The organism is Brucella sp. GW823-FHT04E01 (assembly GCF_058796175.1).
The window spans coordinates 57,991-82,726 of record NZ_JBXAIK010000006.1 but is presented as its reverse complement, the minus strand read 5'-3'; the positions used below and the strand labels follow the sequence as shown (position 1 = coordinate 82,726).

Below are 24,736 nucleotides of genomic sequence, written 5' to 3'. Positions count from 1 at the left end.
AGAACCAGTAATCGGGTCTCAAGCGGGTGCCTTGACCTTTCAAGATGCAGCCTATGTAATATCTGGGAATGGGCATAATCAAAATGGGAAGGATATTTCTATGAGAATGATCCTGTACAGTGTCTTGACGATGGCCGTAATTGGCGCCACTGCGAGCGGGTGCACAACCGACGAAAGAAGAACAGCCGGCTATGGTGTTGGCGGTGCCGCGATTGGCGGGCTTGCCGGAGCTGCCATTGGAGGTGACACGCGTGGCGCGCTCACCGGCGCAGCCATCGGTGCAGCCGCAGGTACGCTCGTAGGCGTCGCACAGACCCGTAATGGCGTTCAGTACTGCCGCTATCGCGATCAGCACGGCCGTATTTACGAAGCACGTTGCCGCTAGAGCATGTCTCCCGCAAGCGGGAACCGGTTTTGGAATAGAGACTTGCGGTCCTGATGCGGCTGTGCCGCATCTATGCATTGGATATCTGGAGCGTCTCTCGATCTGATTGTATCAGATAGGCGCTCCAAAAGTTTGTTTTCATGACATTTTCCCGAACCTGTTCATCCGCTTCGGGACTTTTTATGCCTGTCGCCAATCATGAAACCGGCGAACAGGTTCGGCTTGTGAGTTGTGGTTCTTTGTTACTTTGGAGGGGACATGAAGCTGCATTCGATCGGGGCTATTCTTGCATTCACTGCCATTTTTACGATTGGAACCGTTGCCGAGACGGTTCCGGCTTTCAGCCAGAGCTATTCGGTTACAGTGGGCGTGCGGATCAACAACGGACACAGGATACGGTGTTCCGAAGGTGTCCGATTGCTGAGAATGCGCGGTTTTCGCAATGTTCGCGCACTCGATTGCCGCGGGAGTCATTTTCTGTATCGGGCTGATCGGTCTCGTAGAACTTACGATGTAACGGTTCGGGCCAGAGACGGCAGAATTACCAATGTTCGCACGGTGAGATGGCGTCGCTGATCCATGTGATATCCTCATTTCAGACTTGTCGAGGAAAGGAGCACGGTTGTGTCAGAACTGGTTGTTATTGGATTTGATACGGTAGGAGAGGCGGATGCTGTTCTTTTGAAACTCAATCAGCTTCAGAAGGAATATCTCGTCGATCTTGAGGACGCCGTGATTGTCGTCAGGGATGAACAGGGCAAGGTTCATCTCAAGCAGAAATATAATCTGCCCGCCATGGGCGCTGGATCGGGGCTGCTTTCCGGAGCGATCTGGGGCGGGCTGGTAGGGCTTATTTTCCTCAATCCGCTTGCCGGCATGGCGCTTGGTGGCGCTGTAGGGGCAGGCGCCGGAGCCTTGTCGGGTTCGCTCGCCGATTACGGCATCGATGACAAGTTCATCGTGTCTCTTGGCGAAACCATCCCGGAGAATTCGTCCGCCTTGTTCGTTCTCCTGCGCAAAATCCAGTGGGATAGGGTAATGGCCGATTTCCCTGACCTGCGCGGCAGGGTCCTGAAAACGTCCTTGTCTCTAGAACAGGAAAAGCGCCTCAAGGAAGCACTCGAGGGAGCGTTGCCGACAACCTCATAAATGCGGTGTTGCCCAGAAACCGGCGATGCGACACCATCGCGACAACGTGGCCGTTTTGCCTCGATTATCGAGCGAGGGCATGATTTGAAGCAGATTTTCATCCTCGCATTTGTTCTGCTTGTCGCAGTGGGATGCGCCGGAAACAGGGCTGTCACTGGTCTGGGAATGGATGTGTCTGACCAGACCCTTTCCAAAGTGGTGGTTCCGTTTACGGTTGCGACCGTACGCGAGCGAATAGACGATCCCAGTATCGCCTATTCGCGCGACAGGTCTCAAGTACTGAACTTCTCGACGATTGACGTGCACATCCCGGAAACGCACCGTCCGGGAAATGTAGAGACTGCGTCGGGCAAACCTGATCCCCGAAGGAATTTCATAGCCTCAAACTATGCACCGTTGCCTGATCGACAAGCCATGATCCGGGAGTTGAACCGGCGTCTTGCAAGCCGCCCGGCGGCACAGCGTGAGATATTCGTTTTCGTCCACGGCTATAACAACAACTTTGCCGAGGGACTTTTCCGCAATGCGCAGATTGTCCACGACTATGATGTCTCCTCGGTGCCTGTTCATTTTTCATGGGCATCCGCTGCGGCATTTACGCGATATCTCTACGATCGCGACAGTGCGATCATCGCGCGTAGGGGACTGGCGGAAACACTCGAACTTGCAGCACAGACAAAAGCCAACGGCATCGTCATTGTCGGCCATTCGATGGGCGCTGTCGTCGTTATGGAAGCCTTGCGCACACTGTCTGCAGATAAACGCCTTAACGTGTTGAAGCGCATCAAGGGGGTGCTGCTTGCAGCTCCCGATCTCGATCCGGATCTTTTTCGCAGCCAGATTGATGATATCGACTATTTGCCTCAGCCTTTCACGATTGTCGTATCCCGGCGTGATCGGGCTCTCGATATCTCGCGCAGACTGGCAGGTGGGGCGCCGCGGGTCGGTAGCGGCTTTGATATAGCTTTCCTGCAGAACAAGAATATTCAGGTTCTTGATATTTCTCAGGTTGATAGCGGTGGTCATAGTCTGTTTGCCAGCTCGAACACGCTGATCAAGTTTCTGGGTTCGGGCTATCTGCTGCGCCGACTTATTACAGATGAATATGCAGGCATGGATGATACTTTCATCGCCGCCGGGCAGGGTACATTCGAACAGGCCTCGCTGGCCCTTCATCTGCCTGCACGTGTGATTGATCGCCTGGGTTCACGATAGGGGCACCACACCGTCACAGTGGACCCTCAATGATAAACTAGGTTAAGATTCTTGTGCGGCTCACGACTGAACAAGTTGATGGTGCATCACTCAAGTCTATAATTGAACTTGTCTATAGTGATCCAGCGAGTTAATCTGCCTGAATATTTCATCCTGCCTTGGTTTTATTGTTCGGTATCGATAACGCATCGTAGTTCCCTGAGAACATAGAGGTGGCAATCGTCGATGAGCACGGGTTGGCATGCCGAGCTTGAACTGCGGTTCGAGCATAATCGCGAAGTGACGCGGCTCATGCGGCGACGCCATGTGGGGCCACTTGCGGTGCAACAACCGTTCTATCCTGAAAAGGATGGCAGTGCGCACGTCTATCTTCTTCATCCACCCGGTGGCGTGGCTGGTGACGATGTCCTTGATATTTCTTGTTTTTTAGGACGTGGCGCCAGAACCGTTCTAACGACGCCCGGCGCTACCAAATTCTATCGCAGCGAGAGGGGCCAGAGTACCCAGACGACCAGGATCGATGTGGGTGAGGGCGGCATATGCGAATATCTCCCGCAGGAAACAATCGTTTTTGATGGCGCAAAGGCTTCCATAGGCACGAAAGTATTCCTGAGTGGAGATGCGGTCTATCTGGGGTGGGACATTATCAGTCTTGGACGGCCGGCCTGTCAGGAAAGTTTTGACACTGGCGAAGTCCGTCAAAGGGTCGAAATATTCAGGGATGGCAAGCCGATCTGGTTCGAGCAGTTTCGCCTTCATGGCGCCGACCCGGCGCTGAATGCCGCTTTTGCCTTCTGCGCAAAACCGATTGTCGCGACGATGGTTTATGCCGGTCCGGCAGATGAAAGCGCGCTTCACGCTATTCGCGAAGCGGTCGGCGATGCAGCCAGAAATCTGTTCTCGGTGTCGCGGCTCGAGCGGGTGATCGTCTGTCGCTATCTCGGCGGGCGCATGACGGAAGCCAAGACACTGTTTCGAAAAGCCTGGGAAGTTCTGCGCGAAACCGGACTGGGGAAACCGGCAGCTGCGCCACGCATCTGGGCAACATAACTCACTTTGGAGAGGGCCTACAAATGGAACTATTGCCACGTGAAAAGGACAAACTTCTGATTTTCACCGCAGCATTGGTTGCGGAGCGACGGAGAGCCCGAGGGGTGAAACTTAACTACCCGGAAGTCGTGGCTTACATCTCCGCCGAAATTCTGGAGGGGGCCCGTGACGGCAAGACAGTTGCGGAACTCATGTCCTACGGTGCCACGCTTCTCACCCGCGATGAGGTGATGGAGGGTGTGCCTGAAATGATCCACGACATTCAGGTGGAAGCCACCTTTCCTGACGGCACCAAGCTTGTGACCGTTCACAACCCAATTCCGTAGAGCATTCCCTAAATCTTCGGAAACGCTCTGAGTTTTTGTTTTTATGCGCATCTTGTCCGAAACGTTTCACGTCTTTCGGGATGCGTCTCAGGAGACGATCATGATACCGGGTGAATATTTCATCGAAGACGGGTCGATCGACCTCAACAATGGTCGCGAAACGCGCACCATCGCCGTGGAGAACACGGGCGACAGGCCGATACAGGTTGGATCGCATTATCATTTCTATGAAACGAACGAAGCGCTTGCCTTCGACCGGGAGCAGACGAGAGGTTTCCGGCTCAATATTCCGGCCGGAACTGCGGTGCGGTTCGAGCCGGGACAGGATCGAGAAGTCGAACTGGTAGCGCTGGATGGCAACCGGGAAGTGTATGGCTTCAACGCAAAAATCGACGGAAAACTCTAGGAGGGACAGATGGGAAGGATCTCAAGACAGGCCTATGCCGAACTGTATGGCCCGACCAAGGGTGACCGTTTGCGTCTGGCCGATACAGAGCTCATCATCGAGGTCGAGGAAGATCGCTGCATCTATGGCGAAGAAGTAACCTTCGGCGGCGGCAAGGTCATTCGCGACGGTATGGGGCAGGGGCAACGACCCTCGTCCGAAACCGCCGATCTGGTCATCACCAATGTCATCATTCTTGACTATTGGGGCATCATCAAAGCCGATGTCGGCATCAAGGAAGGTCGTATCTCAGGGATCGGCAAGGCCGGTAATCCCGATATTCAGCCCGGCGTCGACATTATCGTCGGACCGGCGACCGACGTCATTGCAGGCGAAGGCAAGATTCTCACCGCTGGCGGTATCGACACCCATATTCACTTCATTGCGCCGCAACAGGCCGAAGAAGCTCTGGCTAGCGGTACAACGACTTTGGTTGGCGGCGGAACGGGGCCGACGGTCGGCACGCTAGCAACCACGGTTACACCGGGGCCATGGGCTATCCATCGCATGCTTGAGGCCGTCGAAGCGCTTCCGATCAATGTGGGACTGCTCGGCAAAGGCAATGCAAGCAAGCCGGAACCGCTTCGCGAGCAGATCAGAGCCGGTGCTGTCGGCCTGAAGCTGCATGAGGACTGGGGAACCACGCCAGCCGCCATCGATAATTGCCTGAACGTTGCCGATGAGGAAGACATTCAGGTGGCTATCCATACGGATACGCTGAACGAGAGCGGGTTCGTCAAGGATACCTTTGCTGCCATGAAAGGCCGCACCATCCACAGTTTCCATACGGAAGGTGCAGGTGGCGGCCATGCGCCGGATATCATCACAGCGGCGGGCGAAGAAAATATCCTGCCGTCCTCAACCAATCCGACCCGCCCCTACACCATCAACACGGTCGATGAACATCTCGATATGCTGATGGTCTGTCACCATCTCAGCCCGAAAATCCCCGAGGATGTGGCATTCGCGGAATCCCGCATCCGGCGCGAAACCATCGCCGCCGAAGACATTCTCCATGATCTGGGCGTGTTTTCGATGATGTCGTCGGATTCTCAAGCCATGGGCCGTATCGGTGAAACGACGCTGCGTTGCTGGCAAACTGCTCACAAGATGAAGGTGCAGCGAGGCCCGCTGAGCCAGGACAGCAGCCGGAATGACAATTTCCGCGCCAAACGTTATGTCGCCAAATATACGATCAATCCTGCAATCACACACGGGTTTGCCCATGAGATCGGCTCAATCGAAGTCGGAAAACGGGCCGATCTGGTGTTGTGGAAGCCGGAATTCTTCGGCGTGAAACCGAGCCTCGTCATGATCGGCGGCATGATTGCGATTGCACCGATGGGCGACCCAAACGCATCGATCTCGACGCCCCAGCCGGTTCATTATCGGCCAATGTATGGGGTATCGGGCCGGGCGCTTGGTTCCACCGGCGTCACCTTCGTCTCGAAAGCGGCGCTGGATGACGGCATCGGCGAGAAGCTGAAACTCAGCAAGCAACTGGTTGCGGTGAAGGGCATCCGGTCGATCCGCAAAAAGGACATGATCCATAACGGGCTTACACCCAAACTGGAGGTCGATCCGCAGAGCTATCAGGTGCGGGTGGACGGTGAACTGATCACGTGCGAACCGGCTGACGTTCTGCCGATGGCGCAGCGTTATTTTCTGTTTTAGAGCATGTCTCCCGAAAGTGGGAACCGGTTTCGGGAGACATACGTAAAAACAAAGAGATAGAGTTTTTCCGGTGATTCAATCAAAACAGAAAATGCTCTAGTCAGCGGAAAATAGATCACGAAAGACGGGGAATAAATCCATGCAGCTCAATGCCTTGCAGGATCATCCTTCTCTGGGGTTTGTTGATTGGACGCTGCGCGGTATCGGGCAGGTGGTGTTCCAGAACAATCCTCTGTCGGGGCTGGTCATTTTGTTCGCCATTCTGGTCAATTCCTGGATTTATGCTTTCATCTGCGTGCTTGGCGTTGTTGCCAGCACGCTGACGGCAATCATCCTCAAGGCTGACAAGGGGCTGATCCGGGATGGCTTGTTCGGGTTCAACGGCGCTCTGGTCGCCCTTGCGCTGATAGCGTTTACCAGTGCGGATTTCCGCAGCGGCGCACTGCCGTCGCCCGCCATGACGATCTATCTCATCTGTGGCGCCGCTTTCTCCACCATGGCTTTCGCCAGTATCGCTACGCTTCTGGGGCCGCACAAGGTGGCACCCCTGACAATGCCATTCGTACTCGTCGGCTGGCTCTTTCTGTTCGCGATACTCAAATTCGATGCCATAGATGCCGGTCCGATGGCAAAGCCGGTATCGCCGGAACAGTTTTCCTACGCCGTCCCTTATGTGCTTCCGACCTGGTACATGGGCATCGGCACTGCCATCGGGCAGATATTCTTTCAGGATAACTGGATCACCGGTTACATCATCCTTGCCGGTATCGCGATCCATTCGCGAATAAGCGCATTGATGGGGCTTCTGGGAGCCGTAACCGGAGCTGTGGTTGCCGCCGCCTTCGGTGGTCCGGAAGGCGCCATTCGCGATGGGCTCTTCGGTTATAACGCGGCGTTGACGGCAATTGCGCTCGGCGGCTTCTTCCTTGTTTTCAGCTGGAGCAGTTTTCTTTACGCAATCTTCGGCGCCATCGTGGCCACATGGCTTTGGGCTTCGGTCGCCATATTCCTGAAGCCGATTGGAATGCCGGTGCTGACCTCGACATTCGTGCTCGTCACCTGGGTCATGCTGATCGGTCAGTATGCTTTCAAGGCGCTGGTGCCGGTCGCGCCGGCTGATGCGACTTCGGCAGAGGACAATCTCAAGCGATACCGTGAAACGCTTCACTCACGACCGGAATAGGCGGCTATATTGTGTCTCGTGCCAGGCACTGGCCATGGCCAGCGCGGGAGCCGTATTACCGATTTCGTCGTCATTCAGCGTCCGGGCCTTTTCGACGGCCCGTTCAATCTTCGCTGCTCCGGCGATAAGTATCCTCTGGCCCGCCGTATGGCCAAGCGGGACGAGACGGATTGCAGCCATGATCTGGCTTTCAACCACGCTCCACATGAGACCGCGTAGCGCATCGACGGGGTCGATATTCCAGTGACATGCTGCAATGGAGAAAGCTGCGGGATAGGTGGCTCGCTGTTCCGAAGCGAAACTACGGGCCCGTTCGACACCAAGTTCCGACAGTAGAGTGAGCAGGGATTCGCCCATGCGGCGATCTTCAAGCTCAAGTTCGCTGCTTTCGCGACTTGCTCCAAGCCAGTCATTCAGGCGGCAGAATTCGGCGTCATCGTTTCGCATCAAAGCCGAAATCATGCGCCAGAAAATCGCGCCATCAAGCGCAGCGTAACTGTGTTCAAGAAGGCCGAAAACCCACCCGGCACAACTTTCCTCGTTCGTCACTGTTCCCGTATGCACGGCCCATTCGAGGCCGCGCGAATAGGAAAACGCGCCAACTGGCTGGCTGGGACTGACAAGCCGCATGAGATGCAGCATAGGCAGCGCCGGAGAATGCATAGGCATTTCCGGCACTGACCCATCATGTTCAATATCAGCTTCAGCGTGTCTCTTCGAATGATCCAGCAAGATGATGCTCACATCACCCGGCCATAAGGTAGAGTCCGCTCAGGGTAGCAAAGCCGCCAGCTATTCGCATCACTATCTGTCCCGTGCGCCCCTGCAGCAGGCGACCTGCTGCAAGACCGACACCAATGCCTGCCGCGTGGAGCAATGCCGTCGCAAGAGCAAACCCGGCGCCATAGGAAAGAAACGCAGCGCTGCCGATTTCTCCGCCATGAGCATAGCCATGGAAGAATGCAAAGAAGCCGACGATAAGTGTCGCCGTCAGGGTCGATGCGCGGAATGCCATGGCGACAAGGAGGCCAAGCACTATCACTGACGCAAGGATGACCGGTTCGACATAGGGGAGTGATACTCCGCCAAGCGCTGCCACGAATCCCAGAAGCATGACACCGACAAAGCTCAAGGGAACGACGACGAGTGCGCGTCCACCAAGCATTGAAGCCCAAAGACCGACGGCAACCATTGCAAGTATGTGATCGGCACCGGAGAGGGGATGTGTAAACCCTGCGGCGAACGAACCGTGCTCTGCGGGATTGAGATGCGCGAATGCAGGGCTCGCCATCAAGGAGAGCAGGACGGCAATCAGGAGAGAAGTCCTTTTCATTTCAACTTCCTTTCAACAACAATGGCCATGCTCAGAAGGAACCAAACATTGATCCCAGCACGAAAACCGCGACGAGCGAGATGATCACACCGACAATCACGGTCATGACCATGTCGAAATAGCTCGATGCGTGGGTCTGTTTGCTGATCTGTAGAAGTAGCAGCACCGTTCCATTATGCGGCAGCGCATCCAGCGTACCGGCGCTGATGACGGTCAGGCGGTGCATGAGTTCTGGATTGATCCCGTACTGGATCGCGAGCCGCATATACTCTTCACCCAGCGCATTGAGCGCGATGGCCATGCCGCCGGATGCCGTTCCGGTGAGGGCTGCGAGCGCGTTCATGGCGACGACCAGCGACACAAGCGGGCCGCCCGGTACTTCAAGCACTGCGTCGCGAACCACCGCAAAAGCAGGCATTGCCGCCACGACTGCGCCAAAGCCGACGAGGCTTGCAATGGTGAGGATCGGCAGAACTGAGGAGTTGGCGCCTGCGTCGAGGCTTTCCCGGATTGCCCGCAGTCGCCCGAAATTGACTGCTATCAGGGTCAGGATAGCCGCTGCCAGTGCGATCAGAACTGCCCACAGGCCGATCGAGGAGCCAACATCGATTCCCCATGGTTCCTGTTCCAGAAACGAGAAATCGATACGGGGCAGGATGATGAGCGCCATCAGGAAATTGACGACGATGACCACAAGCAGGGGCAGAACCGCAAAGAAAAACGGCGGCTGATTGTCGGGACGTGCGCCGTGTTCGAATTCGGCCGGATCGAAATCGCCCGACAATGTTGATTGTTCTCTAACTTTCTCTGTGATTTCGAGATCGCCAGTGTCGTCGACATAGTTTTCGCCTGCGGCCCGCGCCTTAGCTTCGGCGCGCTGCAGCCACCACATGCCGAAGGCCAGTGTGATGATGGATGCGATGATCCCAAGCCCCGGTGCCGCAAAGGTCGTGGTTTCAAAATAGGGCATCGGAATAGCATTGTTCGTGGAGGGCGTGCCCGGCATTGCCGACATGGTGAAAGTAAAAGCACCAAGCCCGATGGCGGCTGGCATCAGCCGCGCAGGAATATTGGCCGCCTTGAACATTTCACGTGCCATGGGAACCAGCACGAAAAAGGCGACAAACACGCTGACACCACCATAGGTGACGACTGCCGATGCAAGCACGACGGAAAGCATGGTGCGTTTTACGCCCAGTTTCTCAGTCAGATACTTCGCGATGGACGTGATGGAGCCGCTATCGTCCATCAACTTTCCAAAAATGCCACCGAGCAGAAAGAGTGGAAACCATCGGCCGACGAAACTGGCCGTCCCGCCCATGAAGGTCGATGTCCAGTTCGCCAGAAGAGGTTCACCGGAAATGAGCGCGGCGAGCAGTGCTGCTACAGGAGAAAGCAGAAGCACACTCCAGCCGCGATAGGCAAACCACATGAGTAGAGCTAGTCCGAGCAGTATTCCAAGCAAACCCATGCTATCTGACCCCTCAGTCGATGTAGGAAAGAATGCGTACGGAATTTACTGATGAAACTACTTTAGATGAAATAATTCAAGTACTATAATAAAATATGATGAGGCTGATGTGAGAAGACTTCCTAACCTCCCCAAATAATGTCTATACTGCCATCTGTTTACTACAATGGCTTTGGTTGCGTCACTCAAGTGTAACGCCAATTAAAATATCGTGATCGCTTTCAGCTTTGTGGCTTCCGCGCGATTTCTCGCCTGGTCGTCCGAGGCATAAAGAGGACTGCATGCCGGACGTCGTAATCCCATCCATCATGGTCAATCTCGGTCTGGCACTCCTGCTCGGTTCTGCAATCGGGCTGGAACGTCAGATCAAACAACGTCATTCCGGTCTCGCCACACATGGCCTCGTGGCGCTGGGCGCGGCAGCCTATGCTTCTCTACCCTACGCTCTTGGACTTGAAGGCGATCTCAGAATGGGCTCGCAAGTCGTTACGGGGATTGGCTTTCTCGGTGCCGGGCTGATTATCAAGGATGGCGCAAGCATCAAGGGACTGAGTACTGCAGCTACGATCTGGAGCACGGGGGCAGTTGGCGTTCTTACCGGTTATGGACTGTGGCTTCTTGCCGTGGAGACGGCATTTTTCATTGTCTGCCTCAATGTTTCGCTGCCAAAAATTGCGGTTCTCGTGAACCGCTATTCCTTTGTCGAGCCGGAAATCGAACAATTCTATCTTGTGAAGTTCCGATGTCCTGCGGAAAGCGAGATTTCTGTGAGGGCGTTGCTAATCCAGATACTAGATCTGAAGAAGCTCCGGTTCCACGCGATCCGAAGCCACCACATAGAAGGCAGCGATGAAGTCGAGGTCGAGGCGACGCTATTCGCCGGCAAGGAAGACGATCGTCTGGTCGAAGGGCTGGTAGCGCAACTCTGCTTGCGTTCCAGCATCACGTCTACAAGCTGGTTGAAACTGGAAGATGGCGATTGGTCGGTAGCCCACTAAATTTGTTGCCTTCGGGCTGTACTATTATATCGAAACATGCACATACTTTCGCATTCGCAGTAACGCATCCCTTTTAACATAGAGGGGTCTATAATGGACGTTCAGCAACTGCAGGTATTGGAACGCAAAACTGTCGAACAGAGAAAATGGAAAGGTTTTCTCGGGATCGGCGCTTTGCTTATGGCGGGCGGAATACTTTGCCTGTTCTTGCCTGTGTTCTCTGAATTCGCAGCCAGCACGATGTTTGGCCTCGTCCTTGTGGCTATCGGCGTCGTCAAGATAATCCAGTCGCTCTGGGTCAAAAGCTGGGCGGGCTTTGTCTGGCAGGAACTGTCCGGAGCAGTGGAGCTTGTCGGCGGGATCATGATCTATCTGAACCCGCTCAAGGGTGCCCTTGCCATCACTCTGTTGATTGCCATCGTGGTGTTTGTGCATGGTTTCCTTCAGCTGGCGCTATCCTGGAAAATCAAACCGGCAAGCGGCTGGTGGTGGTTTACGCTTTCCGGCCTGATCGCCTGGACTGCCAGCGCGGCACTGGTGGTAAAATGGCCCTGGACGCGTGACCTGCCATCAGGATCGATTGCGGGAATTGCACTGCTGATCGCTGGTGTCGCCTATATCGGAATAGCCTTGAGTACCCGAAATGCGTGAGTGATCGGTCGATTTCCGACCGGAGGGAGGACACGCAATTGAAGAAGACTCTCGTTCGTCGTTCTTTGAACGCTGCCTTTGTAGCCGTGTTGTCGCCTTTGCTTCTGCAGCCAAGTCTGGCTCAGCAAGCTCCAACTGGCGCAGCGCCTCCCGTGATCGTGCGCCAGGTGGAACTGGCACCTGCGACCGCACCGCTTCGTTTCAACGGGCAGGTCGAGGCGATTGAAGCTGTTGATATTCAGGCGCGGATCACCGGTTTCCTGAAGGAAAAGGCGTTCGAGCAGGGGGCTGCGGTCAAGGCAGGCGATCTCCTCTTTGAAATTGAGCCGGACCAGATGCAGGCGGCAGTTATGTCTGCTGAGGCACAGGTTGCACGTGCCGAAGCCGCCCAGAATGCTGCCCGGCAATCATTGTCGCGAACGCGGACGCTCGCCAACCGTAACACCGCTTCGCAAGCTTCCCTCGACGATGCACAGGCAGCGTTTGATATCGCGACTGCGGATGTGCGGAACGCAGAAGCCGCGCTTAACAATGCGCGGCTCAATCTCTCCTATACGCAGGTCAGATCACCAATCAACGGGACAATAGGGCGCTCGCTCTTTACCGTCGGCAACCTCGTTGGCCCGGGCATGGGACCGCTCGCGCGCATTGTGCAGCTTGATCCCGTGCGTGTTGTGTTTTCGATCACGGACCGCGCTCTGATTGCTATTCGCCAGAAGGAAGCAGGAGGCGGGACGGTCAATCCCGAAAGCTTCAAGCTGACTTTGATGCTGGCCAACGGTACGCAATATGGCGAGCGGGGAAACATCCAGTTCATCGACAATGAAGTGAGCGCGCAGACCGGCACAGTGGCGGTGCGCGCCCTGTTCGCCAATCCCAACCATATTCTGGTTCCGGGGCAGGTGGTTGCCGTCAATCTGCTGGATGAAACGGTTGGTGAGTTGCCGATAGTTCCCATGTCTTCCGTGTTGCAGGACCGGCAGGGCAAATATGTCTATGTTCTCAACGAGGGTAATACGGTTTCCCGGCGTGCGATCGTGACCGGCACGCGTATCGACAATGGCTGGTCGGTTACAGATGGCCTCAAGGCTGGTGAAACGATTGTCGTCGAGGGCTTGCAACGCATCGCCGATGGGCAGGCCGTATCCCCGCGTGACCCGATCTCCGGTACTGCAGGGGTGGGGCAATGATTTCTGAAGTCTTCATACGACGAACCCGCCTCGCAATCGTCATCTCGATCATCATTTCCATCGCCGGTGCGATTGCGATCTTTTCATTGCCCATCCAGCAGTATCCGCAGATTACGCCGCCGACAGTGAACGTATCGGCGGTCTATCCCGGTGCGAGTGCGGAGGTAATTGCCGACGTTGTCGGTGGCCCGCTGGAAACGGCAATCAATGGCGTGGATGGCATGATGTATATGTCATCGACCAGCTCCAACGCCGGGCAGTATTCGCTGTCGGTCACTTTTGAAGTCGGGACTGATCCCGAACTGGCGCAGATCAATGTTCAAAACCGGGCGCAACTGGCGATTTCCCGACTGCCCGCGGCAGTGGCGCAGCAAGGCGTGTCGGTCCGTTCCCGTTCGCCCGATTTCGTGCTGGGCATTGCATTCTATTCGCCGGACGATAGCCTCAACGCGCTTGAGATCACCAATTTCACCACGACTACAATTGTCGATGCAATCTCGCGCGTGCCCGGCGTCGGCGAGGCGAGTGTTGTGGGCGCATCCGAATATTCGATGCGCGTCTGGCTCAACCCGCAAAGAATGGATGCGCTGGGCATAACCGTCGATGAAGTGTCGGCGGCAATCCAGCGTCAGAATATTCAGGCAACGCTGGGGCAGGCTGGTGCGCCGCCGATGCGGGTGGGCACCGAACTACAATATACGCTGGTGGCACAAGGGCGGCTTCGCGATACGGATGAATTTGGAGGCATTGTCATCCGCACCGGGGCGGACGGAGCAAAAGTGTTTCTGCGCGACATTGCACGTCTTGAACTTGGCGCACGTAACTATGCGTCGCGCGCAAGTTTTGCCGGTCATGAGTCGGCCATGCTGCAGATCAACCAGTCGCCCGATGCCAATGCGATCCAGACCGCGACTGCCGTGCAGGCAGAGCTTGAACGTCTGTCGTCCAGATTTCCTTCGGGACTGCAATATCATGTCGTCTACGATGCGACCCGGTTTGTCGAGGCCAGCCTGCAACTGACTGCGCGAACATTGTTCGAAGCTTTCGTGATCGTGCTCGTGGTTACATTCATCTTTCTGCAGGACTGGCGGGCAACACTCATTTCAGCGCTTGCCATTCCGGCCTCGATGTTGGGTGCGGTCGCGGTGCTGCTCGCCGTTGGCTATTCGCTGAACATGATTTCCCTGCTGGCGCTTGTCCTCGCCATCGGGCTTGTGGTGGATGACGCAATTCTGGTCGTGGAAAACGTCAAGCACGTGCTGGATGATACGCCCGATATCTCGGTCATCGAGGCCACGCGCAAGGCGATGCACCAGATCACCGGGCCGATTATTTCCACAACGCTGGTTCTGCTGGCTGTGGTCACGCCCACGGCGTTTCTGGAAGGCATTGGCGGGCAGCTCTACCGGCAATTCGCAGTCACGATCTCGTCGGCGCTGATCCTTTCGTCATTCGTGGCCCTGACGCTCAGTCCGGCACTTGCGGCACTTTTGCTCAAGCGCGGTCAGGGAGGCTACAAGCGCGGTCCTCTGGCCTGGTTTTCAAGCTTCATGGAGAAAACCCGCAACGGCTACGGCAAGATCGTCGGCTTTCTGGTGAAATATTGGATAGTGCCGGTTGCCGGCATCGTCGCCTGTTTCGCGTTGGCCTATTTCGTTTTCGTCAATCTTCCCGCGACGTTTTTGCCCGACGAGGATCAGGGCGCGCTCTTTGTCGACATCCAGCTGCCAAGTGCGGCCTCGCTCGACCGCACAAACCTGATTGTCGAGAATGTGCGTAAGGTTCTGAGCGAGACCGAAGGCGTTCAGGATGTCATAACGGTTGCCGGGTTCAGCATCCTGCAGTCGACCAGCACGCCCAACGGCGCCATGGCGGTTGCCGCTCTTACACCATGGGAAGATCGTGAGACGGAGGCGCTGCAGCTCAACAACATCATCAACACCTTGCGCGCGCAGTTCTCGCAGGTGCCGGGCGCAAATATCTCGGTATTTGCACCGCCTGCAATTGCGGGCATCGGTGCTGTTGGCGGTCTTGATTTCCGTCTGCAGGCCTTGCAGGGCCAGCCTCCGCAGGAAATAGCGCAGGTGACCAGCGCTTTGCTCGGTTACTTCAACCGGCGACCGGAAATCGGTGGTGCGGCAACCACGTTCAACGCGAATGTGCCGCAGATCTATGTCGATGTGGACCGTGCCCGCGCGGAAGCCCTTGGCCTTAGTGTGTCGGATATCTATGCCTCTATCGGTGCGAATTTCGGCTCGCGCTATGTCAATGATTTCACGCTGAATGGCCGTGTGTTTCAGGTCAATCTTCAGGCCGATTCCGATTTCCGCGCGCATAGCGAGGATATTCTGAAACTTCATGTCAGAAGTCGCAACGGAACCATGGTGCCATTGCGGAGCGTGGTGTCGTTGACCACGGTATTGGCGCCTTTCGTCATCACTCGCTACAACCTCTCGGTTTCGGCGCAGGTGAATGCTGTCCCGGCTCCCGGCTCCAGTAGCGGACAGGCCATGGCGGCCATGGAACAGGTCGCTTCGGAAGCTCTCCCGGATGGCTATGGTTACGAGTGGTCGGGACTGTCTTTCCAGGAAAGCAGAAGCAGCGGTCAGGAGGTAATCGTCTTCGCGCTTGCCTTCCTCTTCGCCTATCTCTTCCTTGTTGCCCAATATGAAAGCTGGGCATTGCCAGCGGTGGTTATCCTTTCGCTGGGTGCCGCGCTGCTCGGTGCTGTTGCCGCTCTTACATTCTTCGGACTGCAGAACAGCCTCTATGTCCAGATCGCGATGGTGTTGCTGATCGGGCTGGCGGCAAAGAATGCGATCCTGATCGTGGAGTTCGCCAAGGAAAAACGCGAGGCCGGCCTGACAGCCGCAGAAGCGGCCCGTACAGGAGCGGAGCAGCGTTTCCGCGCCGTCATGATGACGGCCGTATCGTTCATCCTTGGTATTCTTCCCCTTATGCTGTCTTCGGGCGCGGGCGCCGGTGCACGTCAGGCTGTCGGTGTGACGATCTTCGGCGGAATGCTTGCCGCGACTACGATTGGGTTGATTCTCACCCCCGGTCTCTACTTCGTCATCCAGCGTCTGAGCGAGCGTCTCGGACGGCAAACGGATGAGAAAAAGGATACCGCATCTGAAACAGTACATGAGTGAAGCCTCACGGAGTCTTCGACCTATTGTCCGATACTGGGGAACTGAATGACCGAGACAAAATCACAGAGCATCGACCGGCGCGATTTCATGCTCGCATCCATTGCGGCAGCAGGGTCCGTTGCGCTCGCATCCGGGCAGGCACAGGCCCAGACGGGTGATGCAAAACCGGATACCGACGGCAAGGGTTCAGGCACGGTCTATACCGGTGATGTCATAGACGGTAAGCGCGTGATTTCCTTTCTCGATATTTCCGATCTGGAAGCGGGCAAGCGGCACAATTTCTATTTCCAGGGCGTGCAGATGCCGACGGGCCAGCATTGGCATGTTTCGGTCACGGTGATGAAGGGCAAGTCGCCCGGCAAGCGGATCGGATTGATCAGTGGCGTGCACGGCGACGAAATGAGCCCAGTGCACACATTGCACACCATCGTGAATCAGCTCGACCCGCAAAAAATGTCCGGCTCTGTTGTCGCTGTCTTCGATCTGTCTCGCCCGGCGCTTGAAGCAATGGCAAGGCGATGGCCGAGTTCAGGACGCGGGATTGATCTTGTCGACATCAACCGGCTGTTTCCGGGTAACGAGAACGCACCGGAAGCGGCGGCACGCCACGCCTGGCTGGTGTTCAATCGCCTGCTGCGACCGAATCTCGACTACGGGATCGATTTTCATACCGCAGCCACCGGTATGGATATGGCCTCATTTCATCTGGCTCGAATGGACCTGCCGGAGGTTCGGGCGATGGCTGAGCTTTATCCGATAGAGCAGATTTTCGACAATTTCGGCGCCCACGGCCTTCTCGCAAATGCACTGATCGATGAGGGTATTCCAGCCTTCACGCCAGAAATAGGCCGACCGCGTATCTTCGATCATGCGATGATTGCCCTTTTTGTCGAAGGCACCATGAATGTTCTCAAACACCATAAGGTCATTGAAGGCAATATAGGTAAAACCAGCAAGGATTCCGGTCTCTTCGCTGCGGATGGAATGGCGCCGGTTCTGACGACACATGGCGGGTTTATCGAACATCACGTTGAACTCAATGAGCAGGTGCAAGCGGGACAAAAAGTGGCTAGTCAGAGAAATTCATTTGGGGAAGTCGTGGCTGAATATTCCGCGCCCGTGGCGGGCAAAGTCGGTGCCAGGCGTACCGATGCCTCATGCGAGCCGGGCACGCCGATCGTCTTCCTCTTATTTGATAGCGCAACCGCCACCGGAACCGGTGGTTTGGCCGAATAAGCGCAATAAAACCTGCAACAGATGAGAGCATGAACATGAAGGTCAGACATTTCTTACTGACAGCACTGGTCGCCGTCAGCTTCGGCGTTCCAAATGGCGCGAGCGCTCAGGACAAGACCGAATCTGAACGGAATCTCGAAGCTTTCCCGGCAGCACCGTCGGGCTCTTACCGTTATGTCATCCATCTTCCGCCACTGGAGAAAGAACAGGATGCCAAGGTTGAAATTATCGCGGGCCGCAACGCAACCGTGGACTGCAATATCAGCTGGTTTGGTGGAAGTTTAACGCCGAGCACCGTCGAGGGCTGGGGCTTTGATTATTTCACTCTGGCGGCAAGCGACCGCATGTCGGGTACGCTCATGGCTTGTCCGGAGGACAGCAAGCGAACCGACTTCGTGCCGGTTCGGGGTGAGAACTTCATGCTCCGCTACAACAGCCGGCTTCCGATCGTCATCTATGCGAAAGATGGCTTTGAAATCCGCTATAGAATCTGGAAGCCATCCGACGAAACGCTCAACGCGAAACGAGGATAGCAGACCCTCGATAAGTTCAGGTGGAGTAATGAAACAATGCCCGGATGCTCAGCATCCGGGCATTGTTTGTATCCGACTTACTGGCTGAAATTCCGTCCATCGGCACGTTTTGAAAAACGCAACACGATGAACCCGGCGAGACCGGCAACGAGCGAACCAATCAATATGCCGATTTTCGCCTCGTTCTGCAGCAACACGTCATCGAAAGCGAGAAGCGAGATGAAGAGGCTCATCGTGAAGCCGATACCGCACAGAAGCGTCGTTCCCAGCATTTGCGGCCAGCTTGCCCCGGCGGGCAGGCCGACGATTCCGGTTTTCACCAGCAGCAACACCGCGCCAAATATGCCGACAAGCTTGCCGATGGCCAGACCGGCGGCAACACCCATCGTCACCGGTGCGAAGAAGGCTTCCATGCCGAGACCGGAGAAGCTGACGCCTGCATTGGCGAAACCGAATATGGGCACGATGATGAACGAAACCGGCTTGATGAGGCTATGCTCGAGCAGATGCAGCGGGCTTTCGGAGACGGTCGCTTCAGGCTTCGCGGGGGTGCGTTTGATCGGAATGGTCAGCGCAAGCAAAACGCCTGCAATGGTCGCGTGAACGCCCGAGCGATAGGTGAAGAACCACAGCACGAGGCCCAGCAGAAGATAAGGTGTCAGACGCTTAACGCCGCTCAGGTTCAAGGCGACCAGGGCAGCGACGACTGCTGCAGCCAAACCAAGGTCCATCAGTGAAACGCCGGTTGTATAAAACAATCCGATGACAATCACTGCGCCGAGGTCGTCAATGATGGCAAGAGCTGCAAGAAACACCTTCAGCGATGTCGGAACTCTTGGCCCCAGCAAGGAAATAACACCGAGCGCGAACGCGATATCGGTCGCAGCCGGGATCGCCCAACCATGGGCAGCACCGTTATTGAGATTGAAGGCAAGGTAGACGAGCGCCGGCACTGCCATACCTGCCGCTGCTGCTGCACCGGGCAGAATGCGGCGTGGCCATGACGAAAGGTGGCCGTCAACCATCTCGCGCTTGATCTCCAGCCCGACCATGAGGAAGAACACTGCCATCAGCGCGTCATTGACCCAGTGCTGGACAGAAAGCGGTCCGAGATAGGCATGAAGGGCGCCAAAATAAGCTTCTGAAAACTGCGAGTTCGCCACCAGCAATGCCGCTGCTGCAGAAGCTATAAGCAGCAGGCCGCCTGACGACTCACTATCAAGAAAATTGCGTATAGTATTTTGAATGCGACCAGCCATGGCAGCTCCCTGACAGAAACGGTTAAAAACAGTCTCCGTATTCAGGGTAATCCCTGGGCGCACGCAGCACACGCCATGAAGCCAAGATAGCGACAAATTCTGCGCTTTCAAGTCGTTTATGGAGTTGGAATTCGATTTCTGACGGTATTTATGTGGTGTTACAAGTAAATATGTATAGTTTTTGATTTTTATTTAAATTACTCGATGATTTATCATATTGTAGTTTTATAAATCTTGTTATTTCTTGTTTATCGAGGTTGTAATTTTGATAGAATACCGCTTCGAGCTTTGAGATTATATCAAAATTCAGCAGGTCTGGCCAATGGCGGACTGGACGCTTGACAAGCCGCGCCCAGCTTTCCATGCTCGGCGACACAATTTGAACAAAATTATTCTGGGAACGGAGAGCAGATATGACAATGGGAAAGTTCACCCGGCGCGGTGTGGTTGCTGCATTTGCAGGAATTGTGGCTGTCGGAGCCAGCATCGCTCTTGCACAGGCTCCCGCCTTCTTTCGTATAGGCACCGGAGGAACAGCGGGCACCTATTATCCGATCGGTGGCTTGATCGCCAACGCGATTTCCGGGGCAGGGGATAAAGGCGTTCCCGGTCTGGTGGCGACGGCGGTTTCATCGAACGGTTCGGTCGCCAATATCAACGCTATTCAGTCCGGATCGCTGGAATCCGGCTTCACCCAGTCGGACGTGGCTTACTGGGCGCATACCGGCACCGGTCTTTATGACGGCAAGGGCAAGGTCGAAGATCTGCGCCTGATTGCTACGCTCTACCCCGAAACCATTCATCTGGTCGCCCGCAAGGATGCAGGAATCAAATCCGTTGCCGATCTCAAGGGAAAACGCGTTTCCATCGATGAACCGGGATCGGGTACGATCGTTGATGCCCGCATCGTGTTGGAAGCGTATGGATTGAGCGAAAGCGACATCAAGGCTGAACATCTGAAGCCGGGACCTGCAGGAGAGCGTCTGAAGGACGGCGCGCTCGATGCCTATTTCTTCGTTGGCGGCTATCCGACCGGCGCAATCTCGGAGCTTGCCACATCGAACGGCATATCGCTGGTTCCGATTTCCGGTCCGGAAGCGCAGAAGATTCTTGAGAAATACTCGTTCTTCTCGAAGGATGCTGTTCCTGCCGATACTTACAAGGATGTCGGTCAGACCGAGACTCTGGCAGTCGCGGCGCAATGGGTGACGAGCGCCAAGCAACCGGATGAACTCGTCTACAACATCACCAAAACCCTGTTTAACGACGACAGCCGGAAAGCACTCGATGCCGGGCACGCAAAGGGCAAGCTCATCAAGCTTGATACGGCAACGACCAGCCTTGGCATTCCGCTACATCCCGGCGCAGAACGCTTCTACAAGGAAGCAGGCGTTCTGAAATAAGCCGACCATTCCGGTTCGGATGAACAAGTTGCACGGAGTTTCACCGGAACTCCGTGCATTTGCTTCCAGTCCGGTACAAAGCATCTTTCAGGTATATAAGCATTTTAAAACAAGCGATTAGAGTGTTTTTTGATTCAAGTGGATCAGCTGCGCTCTGGATGGAGAGGCCAGTATGGTGAGCGAGCAAGAGGCGAAACTGTCGCCCATGGAACTGGATGAAGCCAAGGCGCGCGAGCTAGAAGAGAAATTCGACTCCGAGATTCGCTTTCGCCCGCTGGGGCCGCTCGCAGCCCGCATCGTTGGCGCGCTGCTGATCGCACTTTCCATCTTCCACTATTACACTGCGGGTTTCGGCCTTCTGTCGGAAATGGTGCATCGCGGTATTCACCTTTCCTTCGTACTCGGTCTCGTCTTTCTTGTTTTCCCGTTTTCCCGCAAGGGATACGACAAGCCCACCACATCGTCGTGGCTGAGACCGCTTGGCATTTCCATTATCGATTGGGCGCTGGCAATCATCGCGGTCGTGTCCGTCGCCCACGTTCCAATGATACCGCTCGACGATCTGGCTTTCCGCGTCGGCAATCCGACGACCACGGATGTCGTTCTCGGTGGACTTCTCATTCTGGTTCTTCTGGAAGCGACGCGACGCTCCGTCGGCTGGCCACTGCCGATCATATCGGTCCTGTTCATGCTCTATGCGCTCTATGGGCAGCATATGCCGGGCATTCTCGTGCATCCCGGTGCAACGGTCAGCCAGCTTGTCGATCATCTTTATCTGACGACACAAGGTATCTACGGTATCGCGCTCGGTGTGGTCGCGACCTATGTTTTCCATTTCGTGCTGTTTGGGGTTTTTGCAACCCGCATCGGTCTCGGTCAGCTGTTTCTGGACTGCGCGGCCTGGGTAGCAGGCCGTTTCGCGGGCGGTCCGGCAAAGGTCTCCATTTTTGGCTCCGCCTTGTTCGGCATGATTTCGGGCTCATCGGTCGCCAATACGGTGACAGTCGGTTCGCTGACGATCCCGGCGATGATCCGGCTCGGTTATAAACGCCACTTTGCCGCTGCCGTGGAATCAGCATCATCGACAGGCGGGCAGATCACGCCGCCGATCATGGGCGCTGCGGCGTTCCTGATGATCGAATTTCTGAACCTGCCTTACACGACGATCATTCTGGCAGCCATCGTGCCAGCCTTCATGCATTTCTTCGGCGTTCTGATGCAGGTTCATTTCGAAGCCAAGCGCAACGGCTTGCGCGGCATGACGAAGGAAGAACTGCCTGACCTGAAGGAAGCATTCAAGCGCGACTGGCCGACCGTTATTCCGCTGATCGTGCTGATCGGTGTTCTGCTGTCGGGTTATACGCCTTATCTGGCTGCGTTCTGGGGCATTACGCTCTGTATTGCGGTGGGATTGCTTAATCCGCGCAAGCGCATGTCGATAGGCGAGATTTTTGACGGACTGCGCGACGGCGCCAAATATGCGCTCGCCGTTGGCGCTGCGGCGGCGACCGTCGGCATTATTGTCGGCGTGGTGACGCTTACCGGCGTTGGCTTCAAGATTTCCTATATCGTGACGTCGACTGCAGGCCAGCTTGCCACCTATTTCGGTACCATTCTGCCTGCCGCCTGGTTCGGTCCGCAGACACTGACGCTGCTTTTCACGCTCGTCATGACGGGGATTGTCTGCATTCTGATGGGCTGTGGAATTCCGACGACAGCCAATTATATCATCATGGCGACAATTGCCGCGCCCGCGCTGGGGCTGCTGGGTGTTGAGCCCATTGTGGCTCACTTCTTCGTCTTTTATTACGGGGTGCTGGCGGATATCACGCCGCCTGTTGCGCTTGCCGCCTATGCGGCGGCAGGTATGGCGGGCGCCGATCCGTTCAAGACAGGCAATACGGCCTTCCGGCTCGGTCTCGGCAAGGTGCTCGTGCCGTTTGTCTTCGTCTTCTCTCCGTCACTCCTGCTGGTTACATCGGACTTCAACTGGCCGGATTTCCTGGTGGCGTTCCTTGGTTGCGCCATAGGTATCACCGCTCTCGGTGCCGCATTGTCAGGTTTCTTCCTGGTGCGGACCAAGGCCTGGGAAAATGTCCTGATGATTTTTGCAGCCATTCTTCTGGTCGCGCCGGAGATTTACTCGTCGATCGTGGGGCTGCTGCTGCTGGTGCCGGTTGTGGTTCGCCATCTCTCTTCGGTGAGGCAGCCACAGGCTGTGTAGGGATTATCGGATCGATGACGCACGGTCGGCAACAAGCCATGCGTCATCGCCGAAACAGCGTTACTGGTTGATTTCAGGCTCGACGAGCTTCTTCAGCTTGTCCAGACATTCTTGCCAGCCGAGATAACAGGCTTCAGCCGGAATTATATCGGGGACGCCCTGCTGTTCGATGTTGATTTCCGTTCCGACCGAAACGGCTTTCAAGGTTATCGTGACCTTCATTTCGCCGGGCAGGTTCGGATCGTCGAAACTGTCCGTATAGACCAGCCGTTCTCCCGGAACGAGTTCCACATATGTGCCGCCAAAGGAATGGCTGTGGCCGGTTGTGAAATTCCGGAACGACATTCTGTGTTTGCCGCCGACCTTTGCGTCCAGTTCATAGACGGTGCAAGTGAAGCCATATGGCGGCAACCAGCTGGCCACCGCATCCGGCTCGACGAATGCGCGATAAACCTTCTCCGGCTTGGTGGCAAATACACGGTGCAGGCGAATAGTGCTGGGCATGGTTTCCTCCCTTTGTCGGTTTTCTGTTCAATGGGTATTGGCGGGGTGTTTGAAGAGCAGGCTTATATACCGCTTGAGATGGTCGACACTTTCCACCGCACGCAGCGGATCACCGCTTGCCTTGGCGATGATGAAAGCGCCTTGAATGACCGCCTGCGTATGCAGAGCCAGGCTTTCAGCGGTGAACTCACCTGCAACCGGATAGCGTTCCATCGCGGCTGCGATATCCGGAACAAGCGTGTCTGCATGGCTTGAAATGCTGTCCCAGCAGGCATCGCGGATCACGGAATTGGTCTCGTAGACCTCCTGTGTCATGGTGCCGACGAGACAGGTGAAATCAGGCAACTCGCCTTGAATCAGCTGCTTACGCAACTCGACATAGGCCAGCACGCGCTCAAGCGGGTCTTCGGGAGCATGATAGGTGGCCTCCGCAAAGAACGCGCCGGTCATTTCCGACCAGTAATTCGCGGCAGCAACGGCCAGATCTTCCTTGCTGGAAAAATGATGAAAGAAAGCACCTTTGGATAAGGACGCTTTGTTGCAGATGTCATCGACCGTCGTTGCGGCATAACCCTTGGTGCGAATAACGCTTAATGCTGCATCAAGCAGGTTGGACCGGGTCATTGGATTTTGTTTGCGTGCCATAATCGTACTCCTTGATATACAATACCAACTGGTTGGTATGAAATCAAGCGACCAATTGACGTATCACTATTTGCTGCGGGGAGGGCTGTCGGTGATCGCGATGCGGATGATTCTGAAAGCTGGTTTGGATTCGAGTACAGGGCCGGGTTTGTGGATAAGTTTGATGTCATTGAAAAAGCCCGGAAATCGGGTGTTCTGCAGCAAAATCGAAAATTCTTATTCTTTCTTCGTGACCCTTGCTTGACACTTGTTCGAGAACCCCTTAAACGACCGCTCACACCGGACGGAAACGCCGGTGCGACGCAACCGAAAGGTTGCCGAGAAATGCGCGGGTGTAGCTCAGTTGGTTAGAGTGCCGGCCTGTCACGCCGGAGGTCGCGGGTTCGAGCCCCGTCACTCGCGCCACTTTCCTCTCAACAAATCGATAGATTGAACGTTGACACGAAAGTGGCGCCTACCGCCGTTTTTGCTTCTTTCAAGCCAGAATTGCTGATCGTGAACGGGCATTGAAATGCCCTGTGAATGATTTTTGTAATATCGCAATTCTTCTCCAAACACGCGCTTGACACTTGTTCGAGAACCCCTTAAACGACCGCTCACACCGGACGGAAACGCCGGTGCGACGCAGCCGCAAGGTTGCCGAGAAATGCGCGGGTGTAGCTCAGTTGGTTAGAGTGCCGGCCTGTCACGCCGGAGGTCGCGGGTTCGAG

22 protein-coding genes and 2 tRNA genes (1 of these 24 cut by a window edge) are annotated in these 24,736 nt (G+C 55.7%); 18 read left to right on the top strand and 6 right to left on the bottom strand.

The features are described from left to right. The first annotated feature begins 100 nt into the window (after positions 1-100). From AC1RHM_RS21275 to AC1RHM_RS21240, 8 genes are all read left to right on the top strand, one after another. Positions 101-385 carry a YMGG-like glycine zipper-containing protein gene (locus tag AC1RHM_RS21275; RefSeq protein WP_012092279.1) on the top strand — a complete coding sequence of 95 codons (285 nt, stop codon included), beginning with the start codon at positions 101-103 and terminating at the stop codon, positions 383-385. Between the two features lie 624 nt (positions 386-1,009). Continuing rightward, positions 1,010-1,534 (top strand): DUF1269 domain-containing protein, encoded by a 525-nt coding sequence (locus AC1RHM_RS21270; protein WP_010661149.1) that lies wholly within the window; start codon positions 1,010-1,012, stop codon positions 1,532-1,534. Positions 1,535-1,699: 165 nt separating this feature from the next. Continuing rightward, positions 1,700-2,749, top strand: a complete 1,050-nt coding sequence (locus AC1RHM_RS21265; protein WP_235822930.1) for an alpha/beta hydrolase — start codon at positions 1,700-1,702, stop codon at positions 2,747-2,749. A 225-nt stretch (positions 2,750-2,974) separates the two neighbouring features. Further along, positions 2,975-3,799, top strand: coding sequence for an urease accessory protein UreD (locus AC1RHM_RS21260; protein ID WP_029925034.1), 825 nt, complete (start codon positions 2,975-2,977; stop codon positions 3,797-3,799). Positions 3,800-3,822: 23 nt separating this feature from the next. Then, positions 3,823-4,125 (top strand): urease subunit gamma, encoded by a 303-nt coding sequence (gene ureA / locus AC1RHM_RS21255; protein WP_010661152.1) that lies wholly within the window; start codon positions 3,823-3,825, stop codon positions 4,123-4,125. 100 nt (positions 4,126-4,225) lie between these two features. Continuing rightward, entirely contained in the window at positions 4,226-4,531 is a 306-nt protein-coding gene (locus AC1RHM_RS21250) for an urease subunit beta (RefSeq protein WP_029925033.1), read from the top strand. Between the two features lie 9 nt (positions 4,532-4,540). Then, a complete protein-coding gene (gene ureC / locus AC1RHM_RS21245) occupies positions 4,541-6,244 on the top strand; it encodes an urease subunit alpha (protein WP_151577008.1) in 1,704 nt (567 codons plus the stop codon). 139 nt (positions 6,245-6,383) lie between these two features. Beyond that, positions 6,384-7,427: an urea transporter gene (locus AC1RHM_RS21240; RefSeq protein ID WP_010661155.1), complete on the top strand. Its 1,044-nt coding sequence runs from the start codon at positions 6,384-6,386 to the stop codon at positions 7,425-7,427. On the opposite strand, the gene AC1RHM_RS21235 is transcribed toward AC1RHM_RS21240, so the two are convergent. The 3 genes from AC1RHM_RS21235 to AC1RHM_RS21225 form a co-directional block, all read right to left on the bottom strand. Continuing rightward, a complete protein-coding gene (locus AC1RHM_RS21235) occupies positions 7,413-8,096 on the bottom strand; it encodes an urease accessory protein UreF (protein ID WP_029925031.1) in 684 nt (227 codons plus the stop codon). The two genes, AC1RHM_RS21240 and AC1RHM_RS21235, sit on opposite strands and share 15 nt — an antisense overlap. A gap of 76 nt (positions 8,097-8,172) precedes the next feature. Continuing rightward, positions 8,173-8,760: a HupE/UreJ family protein gene (locus AC1RHM_RS21230; protein ID WP_151607493.1), complete on the bottom strand. Its 588-nt coding sequence runs from the start codon at positions 8,758-8,760 to the stop codon at positions 8,173-8,175. 31 nt (positions 8,761-8,791) lie between these two features. Continuing rightward, a complete protein-coding gene (locus tag AC1RHM_RS21225; RefSeq protein ID WP_010661158.1) occupies positions 8,792-10,231 on the bottom strand; it encodes a GntP family permease in 1,440 nt (479 codons plus the stop codon). Between the two features lie 281 nt (positions 10,232-10,512). Between AC1RHM_RS21225 and AC1RHM_RS21220 the strand changes: the two genes are divergently transcribed. The 6 genes from AC1RHM_RS21220 to eco all read left to right on the top strand — a co-directional run bounded on the left by AC1RHM_RS21220 (position 10,513) and on the right by eco (position 17,991). Continuing rightward, a complete protein-coding gene (locus tag AC1RHM_RS21220) occupies positions 10,513-11,229 on the top strand; it encodes an MgtC/SapB family protein (RefSeq protein WP_122241993.1) in 717 nt (238 codons plus the stop codon). A 93-nt stretch (positions 11,230-11,322) separates the two neighbouring features. Further along, entirely contained in the window at positions 11,323-11,880 is a 558-nt protein-coding gene (locus tag AC1RHM_RS21215) for an HdeD family acid-resistance protein (protein WP_010661160.1), read from the top strand. 38 nt (positions 11,881-11,918) lie between these two features. Next, the gene (locus AC1RHM_RS21210) at positions 11,919-13,070 is read left to right on the top strand and encodes an efflux RND transporter periplasmic adaptor subunit (RefSeq protein WP_029925030.1); all 1,152 of its coding nucleotides are present in this window, start codon (positions 11,919-11,921) and stop codon (positions 13,068-13,070) included. After that, positions 13,067-16,222 (top strand): efflux RND transporter permease subunit, encoded by a 3,156-nt coding sequence (locus AC1RHM_RS21205; protein ID WP_122241992.1) that lies wholly within the window; start codon positions 13,067-13,069, stop codon positions 16,220-16,222. Before AC1RHM_RS21210 ends, AC1RHM_RS21205 begins: the two co-directional genes overlap by 4 nt. A 45-nt stretch (positions 16,223-16,267) precedes the next feature. Further along, positions 16,268-17,458 carry a succinylglutamate desuccinylase/aspartoacylase family protein gene (locus AC1RHM_RS21200; RefSeq protein ID WP_029925028.1) on the top strand — a complete coding sequence of 397 codons (1,191 nt, stop codon included), beginning with the start codon at positions 16,268-16,270 and terminating at the stop codon, positions 17,456-17,458. Between the two features lie 35 nt (positions 17,459-17,493). Further along, entirely contained in the window at positions 17,494-17,991 is a 498-nt protein-coding gene (eco, locus tag AC1RHM_RS21195; protein ID WP_231771373.1) for a serine protease inhibitor ecotin, read from the top strand. Positions 17,992-18,068: 77 nt separating this feature from the next. Here the strand turns inward: eco and nhaA are convergent, their stop codons facing one another. Beyond that, positions 18,069-19,250 (bottom strand): Na+/H+ antiporter NhaA, encoded by a 1,182-nt coding sequence (gene nhaA, locus AC1RHM_RS21190; RefSeq protein ID WP_010661165.1) that lies wholly within the window; start codon positions 19,248-19,250, stop codon positions 18,069-18,071. A gap of 413 nt (positions 19,251-19,663) precedes the next feature. On the opposite strand from nhaA, the gene AC1RHM_RS21185 reads away from it, so the two are divergent. Together AC1RHM_RS21185 and AC1RHM_RS21180 are read left to right on the top strand one after the other, a co-directional pair. After that, positions 19,664-20,653, top strand: coding sequence for a TAXI family TRAP transporter solute-binding subunit (locus tag AC1RHM_RS21185; RefSeq protein ID WP_010661166.1), 990 nt, complete (start codon positions 19,664-19,666; stop codon positions 20,651-20,653). 172 nt (positions 20,654-20,825) lie between these two features. Next, positions 20,826-22,877, top strand: a complete 2,052-nt coding sequence (locus AC1RHM_RS21180) for a TRAP transporter permease (protein ID WP_010661167.1) — start codon at positions 20,826-20,828, stop codon at positions 22,875-22,877. 60 nt (positions 22,878-22,937) lie between these two features. Here AC1RHM_RS21180 and AC1RHM_RS21175 read toward each other — a convergent pair whose 3' ends face one another. Next, positions 22,938-23,381 (bottom strand): SRPBCC family protein, encoded by a 444-nt coding sequence (locus AC1RHM_RS21175; RefSeq protein ID WP_012092264.1) that lies wholly within the window; start codon positions 23,379-23,381, stop codon positions 22,938-22,940. A gap of 27 nt (positions 23,382-23,408) precedes the next feature. Then, a complete protein-coding gene (locus tag AC1RHM_RS21170) occupies positions 23,409-24,026 on the bottom strand; it encodes a TetR/AcrR family transcriptional regulator (protein WP_012092263.1) in 618 nt (205 codons plus the stop codon). A gap of 328 nt (positions 24,027-24,354) precedes the next feature. On the opposite strand from AC1RHM_RS21170, the gene AC1RHM_RS21165 reads away from it, so the two are divergent. Next, positions 24,355-24,431: transfer RNA gene (locus tag AC1RHM_RS21165), tRNA-Asp, on the top strand. Positions 24,432-24,676: 245 nt separating this feature from the next. Further along, positions 24,677-24,736 (top strand) — tRNA-Asp (locus tag AC1RHM_RS21160); it runs 117 nt beyond the window's last position.

What these genes read in the sequence shown, in the direction of transcription:
- AC1RHM_RS21200 (WP_029925028.1), top strand. Translation starts at nt 16,268, where the DNA reads ATGACCGAGACAAAATCACAGAGCATCGACCGGCGCGATTTCATGCTC.
- AC1RHM_RS21225 (WP_010661158.1), bottom strand. Translation starts at nt 10,231, where the DNA reads ATGGGTTTGCTTGGAATACTGCTCGGACTAGCTCTACTCATGTGGTTT.
- AC1RHM_RS21170 (WP_012092263.1), bottom strand. Translation starts at nt 24,026, where the DNA reads ATGGCACGCAAACAAAATCCAATGACCCGGTCCAACCTGCTTGATGCA.
- AC1RHM_RS21240 (WP_010661155.1), top strand. Translation starts at nt 6,384, where the DNA reads ATGCAGCTCAATGCCTTGCAGGATCATCCTTCTCTGGGGTTTGTTGAT.
- AC1RHM_RS21235 (WP_029925031.1), bottom strand. Translation starts at nt 8,096, where the DNA reads ATGCCTATGCATTCTCCGGCGCTGCCTATGCTGCATCTCATGCGGCTT.
- ureA (WP_010661152.1), top strand. Translation starts at nt 3,823, where the DNA reads ATGGAACTATTGCCACGTGAAAAGGACAAACTTCTGATTTTCACCGCA.
- nhaA (WP_010661165.1), bottom strand. Translation starts at nt 19,250, where the DNA reads ATGGCTGGTCGCATTCAAAATACTATACGCAATTTTCTTGATAGTGAG.
- AC1RHM_RS21215 (WP_010661160.1), top strand. Translation starts at nt 11,323, where the DNA reads ATGGACGTTCAGCAACTGCAGGTATTGGAACGCAAAACTGTCGAACAG.
- AC1RHM_RS21180 (WP_010661167.1), top strand. Translation starts at nt 20,826, where the DNA reads ATGGTGAGCGAGCAAGAGGCGAAACTGTCGCCCATGGAACTGGATGAA.
- AC1RHM_RS21260 (WP_029925034.1), top strand. Translation starts at nt 2,975, where the DNA reads ATGAGCACGGGTTGGCATGCCGAGCTTGAACTGCGGTTCGAGCATAAT.
- eco (WP_231771373.1), top strand. Translation starts at nt 17,494, where the DNA reads ATGAAGGTCAGACATTTCTTACTGACAGCACTGGTCGCCGTCAGCTTC.
- AC1RHM_RS21205 (WP_122241992.1), top strand. Translation starts at nt 13,067, where the DNA reads ATGATTTCTGAAGTCTTCATACGACGAACCCGCCTCGCAATCGTCATC.
- AC1RHM_RS21250 (WP_029925033.1), top strand. Translation starts at nt 4,226, where the DNA reads ATGATACCGGGTGAATATTTCATCGAAGACGGGTCGATCGACCTCAAC.
- ureC (WP_151577008.1), top strand. Translation starts at nt 4,541, where the DNA reads ATGGGAAGGATCTCAAGACAGGCCTATGCCGAACTGTATGGCCCGACC.
- AC1RHM_RS21275 (WP_012092279.1), top strand. Translation starts at nt 101, where the DNA reads ATGAGAATGATCCTGTACAGTGTCTTGACGATGGCCGTAATTGGCGCC.
- AC1RHM_RS21220 (WP_122241993.1), top strand. Translation starts at nt 10,513, where the DNA reads ATGCCGGACGTCGTAATCCCATCCATCATGGTCAATCTCGGTCTGGCA.
- AC1RHM_RS21175 (WP_012092264.1), bottom strand. Translation starts at nt 23,381, where the DNA reads ATGCCCAGCACTATTCGCCTGCACCGTGTATTTGCCACCAAGCCGGAG.
- AC1RHM_RS21265 (WP_235822930.1), top strand. Translation starts at nt 1,700, where the DNA reads ATGGATGTGTCTGACCAGACCCTTTCCAAAGTGGTGGTTCCGTTTACG.
- AC1RHM_RS21185 (WP_010661166.1), top strand. Translation starts at nt 19,664, where the DNA reads ATGACAATGGGAAAGTTCACCCGGCGCGGTGTGGTTGCTGCATTTGCA.
- AC1RHM_RS21230 (WP_151607493.1), bottom strand. Translation starts at nt 8,760, where the DNA reads ATGAAAAGGACTTCTCTCCTGATTGCCGTCCTGCTCTCCTTGATGGCG.